Genomic DNA, 4,348 nt, shown 5'->3' with positions numbered 1-4,348 from the left:
GTCGCGGACCGCCGCTCCCGCGGCCCGGCACCGGCGTGCCGCGCTTCTGCCGCAGCCGCGGAGGTGCGCCGGTGACATGCGGGCGCGGTGGCCGCCGCTGGTGATCAGCGCGTTCACCGGGGTCATCGGGTCCGCCGCCATCGACTTGGCCAGCAGGACGCCCGCCACGAGCGGGAGCAGGGTCACGGCGAGGGCCGTGCCGGCGGTGGCGGCGTCCCGGACGCGGGGGTGGTGGAGGGCTTCAGGGAGCATGCTCCGATTCGACCCGACGCGCGGCGCCGGCGGATCCGGCGGCGTACTCAGGTCGGCCGCGCGCCGTACTCAGTCACACCGCCGCGGGCACCACGCTGCGGCCCGTCTCGTGCGCGTAGAGCGTGGTCCGGTCGCGGAGCGAGGCGTGGACGGCCATCTGTGCGTCGCGGCGGCGCTGGGCGGGTCCGTCCGGAAGGTGGAGGACGCCGGCGTTGCCGCGGGAGCCGCGCTGGATCTCGGCGGTGCGCGGGATGCGCAGCGCCTCGTAGCGGGCGAGGCTGTCCGCGATCCGCTCCTCGGGCGCGTCGGCGAGGCAGGCCGCCAGGTCCATCGCGTCCTCGATCGCCTGGCCCGCCCCCTGCGCCATGAACGGCAGCATCGGATGGGCCGCGTCGCCGAGGAGGGTCATGCGGCGGCTCGACCACGTGCGCAGCGGCGGCCGGTCGTGGAGCGCCCACTGGTGCGTCACCTCGGTCGCCTCGACGATGTCGGAGACCAGGCCGGTCCAGGAGCCGAACGCGCGGCGCAGGTCCTCCGGATCGCCGGGCGCCGACCACGACTCGGCGGGCGCCTCGTCCATCGGGACCGTCGCCGCGAAGCTGAGGTACTCGCCGCCGGCGACCGGGTAGCACACGAAGTGGCCTCCGGGGCCGAGCCACAGACGTACCAGGCGTTCCCTGGCCGCGTCCGGCAGACGGTCTGCGGGGACCAGGCCGCGATAGATCCCGAGGCCCGCGAAGACGGGTTCGTCGCGCACGAACGCCTCACGGACCGTCGAGTGGATGCCGTCGGCGCCGACCACCACCCCCGCGTCACGGACGATGCCGTCCTCGAAGGTCAGCCGCACGCCGCCGGTGTCGCTCTCCCGTGCCGCGCGCAGGCGTTCGCCGAGCCGGAGCCGGTCGCGGTCGACCAGGGACAGCAGCGCCTCGTGCAGATGGGCGCGGTGGATCGCGTAGTACGGCGCGCCGAACATCCGCTCGCACTCCTCGCCCAGCGGCGTCCGCGCCACGGGCCGGCCGGTCCAGCCGCGCACCTCCATCGCGTCGACGCGCACGGCGTGCTCGCGCAGTGCGTCGCCGAGACCGAGCCGCAGCAGCGGCCGGACGGCGTTCGGCGAGAGCTGCACCCCCGCCCCGACCTCGGCGAGCCGCCGGGTCTGCTCGTGGATGACGTAATCCGTACCGTTCGCGGCGAGCGCGCCGGCGAGGGTCAGTCCGCCGATGCCCGCGCCGACCACCGTGATCCGCGGCCGTCTCATTTCGCCCACTTCCCCGAACCCCACGTCATGACCGCCTTCCGCGTCAGCTGCTCCGTCGGCAATGCCCTGAAGGATGTGCGGCCCGCGCCGCGCGCCGCAACGCCCGTCACGTCCGTGCTGACACCTGTCGCCGCTTGCGTGACGTCCGTCATCGGATGCCTCCCATTCCTGCGGGCACCGCCCTGACCGGGCCTAACGTCGCGACAGCGACCCGGAGTTCGGTCTTCGGGCGAACGGCAACACCGGACCCGACAACAGCACCGGGAGGCACACAGTGACCGAAGCGGAGGGACCGCGGTGACCGCGGTGGCCGTGGACGGCCTGCGAAAGCGTTACGGGGACCACGAGGCGGTGCGCGGCGTCGACTTCACCGTCCGCGACGGGGAGATCTTCGCCCTGCTCGGCCCGAACGGGGCGGGCAAGACGACCACACTCGAGATTCTGGAGGGCTTCCGCGACCGTGACGGCGGAAGCGTGGAGGTGCTCGGGCGCGACCCGGGCAAGAAGGCCGACGGGAGGTGGCTGCGCGGGCAGATCGGGCTGGTGCTCCAGGACATCGCCGTCGAGCCGTACCTGTCGGTGCGCGAGACGATCGCGCGCAACGCCGGCTACTACCCCGACCCCCGAGGCGTCGACGAGGTGATCGACCTCGTCGGTCTCGAGGAGAAGCGCGGCGCCAAGGTGAAGGACCTGTCCGGCGGGCAGAAGCGGCGGCTCGACCTGGCGCTCGGCGTCGTCGGCAACCCGCAGCTGCTGTTCCTGGACGAGCCCACGACCGGCTTCGACCCGAACGCGCGGCGCGGTGCGTGGGAGGTCGTGCGGAACCTGCGTGACGCGGGCACCACCATCGTGCTGACCACGCACTACATGGACGAGGCGCAGGCGCTCGCCGACTCGGTCGCCGTCATCGCCGGCGGCCGGATCGTCGCCGCGGGCACGCCGGACACGCTCGGCGGCCGGGACAGCGCGCTGGCCCGGATCCGCTTCGCGCTGCCGCAGGGCGCCGCGATCGCCGACGTACCCCTGCCGGTCACCGACGCGGAGGACGGGCTGGTGACGGCGGAGGCCGAGGAGCCGACCGCCGCGCTGCACCGCCTCACCGAGTGGGCGCTGCGCCGCGGTACGCCGCTGGAGCGGCTGACCGTCGAGCAGCCGACGCTCGAGGACGTCTATCTGAGCCTCACCGGCAAGTACGCGGAGAAGGAAGCATCCTCGCCGTCCTCGGAGCGGGGGCGCAGGCCGTCCCCGGGCCGGGGACGCCGACCGGGACGGAGCCGCTCATGACCACCCTGACCCCCACCACGGCCACCGGCGCGGGGCGCTCGGCGGCCCGCGCGGACGCCCGCGGCGACCTGGCGCTGCTGGCCCATCAGATCCGTTACGAGCAGCTGTCGTTCTGGCGAAATCCGCAGTCGATGGTCTTCACCTTCGTGCTGCCGATCGTGATCATCACGATCTTCGGCGCGGTGTTCAGCGGCGGCGCCGACGAGAAGTTCTTCTTCGGCCTGACCGGCATGCAGTACTACACGCCGACGATCGCCGCGGTCTCCGTGCTCGGGGCGTGCTACGGCCAGCTGGCGATCATCCTGGCGATGCGCCGGCAGACGGGCGTGCTCAAGCGGCTGCACGCCACCCCGCTGCCGGCCTGGGTGTACTTCGCCGGGCTGCTGGTGCACTGCATCGTCGTCAGCGTCATCGACGTGGCGCTGGTCATCGGCATCGGCTCGCTGTACGGCGTGCCGCTGCCCACGCACTGGGCGGCGGTCACCGTGACGCTGGTACTGGGTGCGGCGAGCTTCTGTGCGCTGGGCGTCGGCGTGGCCTCGCTGATCAAGAACTCGGAGGCGGCCCCGGCCGTCGTGCAGTTCATCCAGTTCCCGCTGGTCTTCATCTCCGGCAGCTACTTCCCGATCCACTCCGAGGTGCTGAACAACATCGCCGGGCTGCTCCCGGTGAAGCCGTTCAACGACGCGATGCTGGCGCCGTTCGCGCACAACGCCGGTTTCCAGTGGAAGGAACTCGCGGTCCTCGCCGCCTGGGGCGTCATCGGCGCGCTGATCGCGGTCCGCAGCTTCCGGTGGGACCCGCGGCCCGAGTGACCCGCACCCGCGCGCACCACCGCGACCACGGAAGCGGTGCCGGGCACAGCAGTCGACAGGGGGCCTCCGTTGCGGGGCCCCCTCGCTGCCTCCGCCTTCTCCCCCTCTTTCTCGCGACCCGAAGGGAAACCCCCACCATGTCCCTCACCGACCACTCAGAGGCCGCCGCCGGGCTGACCGCCGCCGCCGACGGCTCCTGGACGCTCGACGCCGACGCCTCTTCCGTCGAGTTCACCGGCCGGCACTTCTTCTTCCTGCCGGTCACCGGTTCGCTCCCCGTACGCTCCGGGAGCGCCGTGATCCGCGGCGGGCTCCGGCAGTTGGAGGCGGAGGTCGACGCCGCGGGCTTCGGCACCGGCAACCCGGGCCGCGACAGGGCCGTCCGCGGACCCGCCTTCCTCGACGTGGACCGGTTCCCGTCGATCCGGTTCACCGGCGAGCGCCTCACCACGGCCGGGCCGTGGCAGGTGACCGGCCTGATCGACGTCAAGGGCCGGTCCGTGCCGCTCACCTTCACCGTCGACACCGAGGCGTGCGCCGTCTCGCCGGACGGCAGGCGCGCCGTCGTGCACGCGACGGCGGAGCTCGACCGGCACGCGTGCGGCGTGAGCGCGATGCGCCCGCTCGTCGGCCCGCGGCTGCGGCTGCGGGTCACGGCGGCGTTCGTCCGCGCGGCGGAGTGAGCGGCGCGCACACACGCGAAGGCCCGGCCGGAACGGACGGATGCGGCCACCCC

General features: G+C 73.4%; 5 protein-coding genes. 3 read left to right on the top strand and 2 right to left on the bottom strand.

The features are described from left to right. Together ACWGH4_RS32065 and ACWGH4_RS32060 are read right to left on the bottom strand one after the other, a co-directional pair. Positions 1 to 252: hypothetical protein (locus ACWGH4_RS32065; protein WP_453467057.1), on the bottom strand; the 252-nt coding region annotated here is incomplete at its 3' end. Between the two features lie 73 nt (positions 253 to 325). Then, positions 326 to 1,513 carry an FAD-dependent monooxygenase gene (locus tag ACWGH4_RS32060; protein WP_453467055.1) on the bottom strand — a complete coding sequence of 396 codons (1,188 nt, stop codon included), beginning with the start codon at positions 1,511 to 1,513 and terminating at the stop codon, positions 326 to 328. A gap of 297 nt (positions 1,514 to 1,810) precedes the next feature. Here ACWGH4_RS32060 and ACWGH4_RS32055 point away from each other — a divergent pair, with 297 nt between their 5' ends. The 3 genes from ACWGH4_RS32055 to ACWGH4_RS32045 all read left to right on the top strand — a co-directional run bounded on the left by ACWGH4_RS32055 (position 1,811) and on the right by ACWGH4_RS32045 (position 4,295). Beyond that, a complete protein-coding gene (locus ACWGH4_RS32055; RefSeq protein ID WP_441264784.1) occupies positions 1,811 to 2,797 on the top strand; it encodes an ATP-binding cassette domain-containing protein in 987 nt (328 codons plus the stop codon). After that, a complete protein-coding gene (locus ACWGH4_RS32050) occupies positions 2,794 to 3,612 on the top strand; it encodes an ABC transporter permease (protein WP_360032373.1) in 819 nt (272 codons plus the stop codon). Before ACWGH4_RS32055 ends, ACWGH4_RS32050 begins: the two co-directional genes overlap by 4 nt. A 137-nt stretch (positions 3,613 to 3,749) precedes the next feature. Further along, positions 3,750 to 4,295 carry a YceI family protein gene (locus ACWGH4_RS32045; RefSeq protein WP_453467052.1) on the top strand — a complete coding sequence of 182 codons (546 nt, stop codon included), beginning with the start codon at positions 3,750 to 3,752 and terminating at the stop codon, positions 4,293 to 4,295. The last annotated feature ends 53 nt before the right edge of the window (positions 4,296 to 4,348 follow it).

The organism is Streptomyces sp. NPDC054847, from assembly GCF_053610925.1.
Note: the sequence above shows the minus strand (reverse complement) of the source record. Positions and strands in the feature narration are given on the sequence as shown.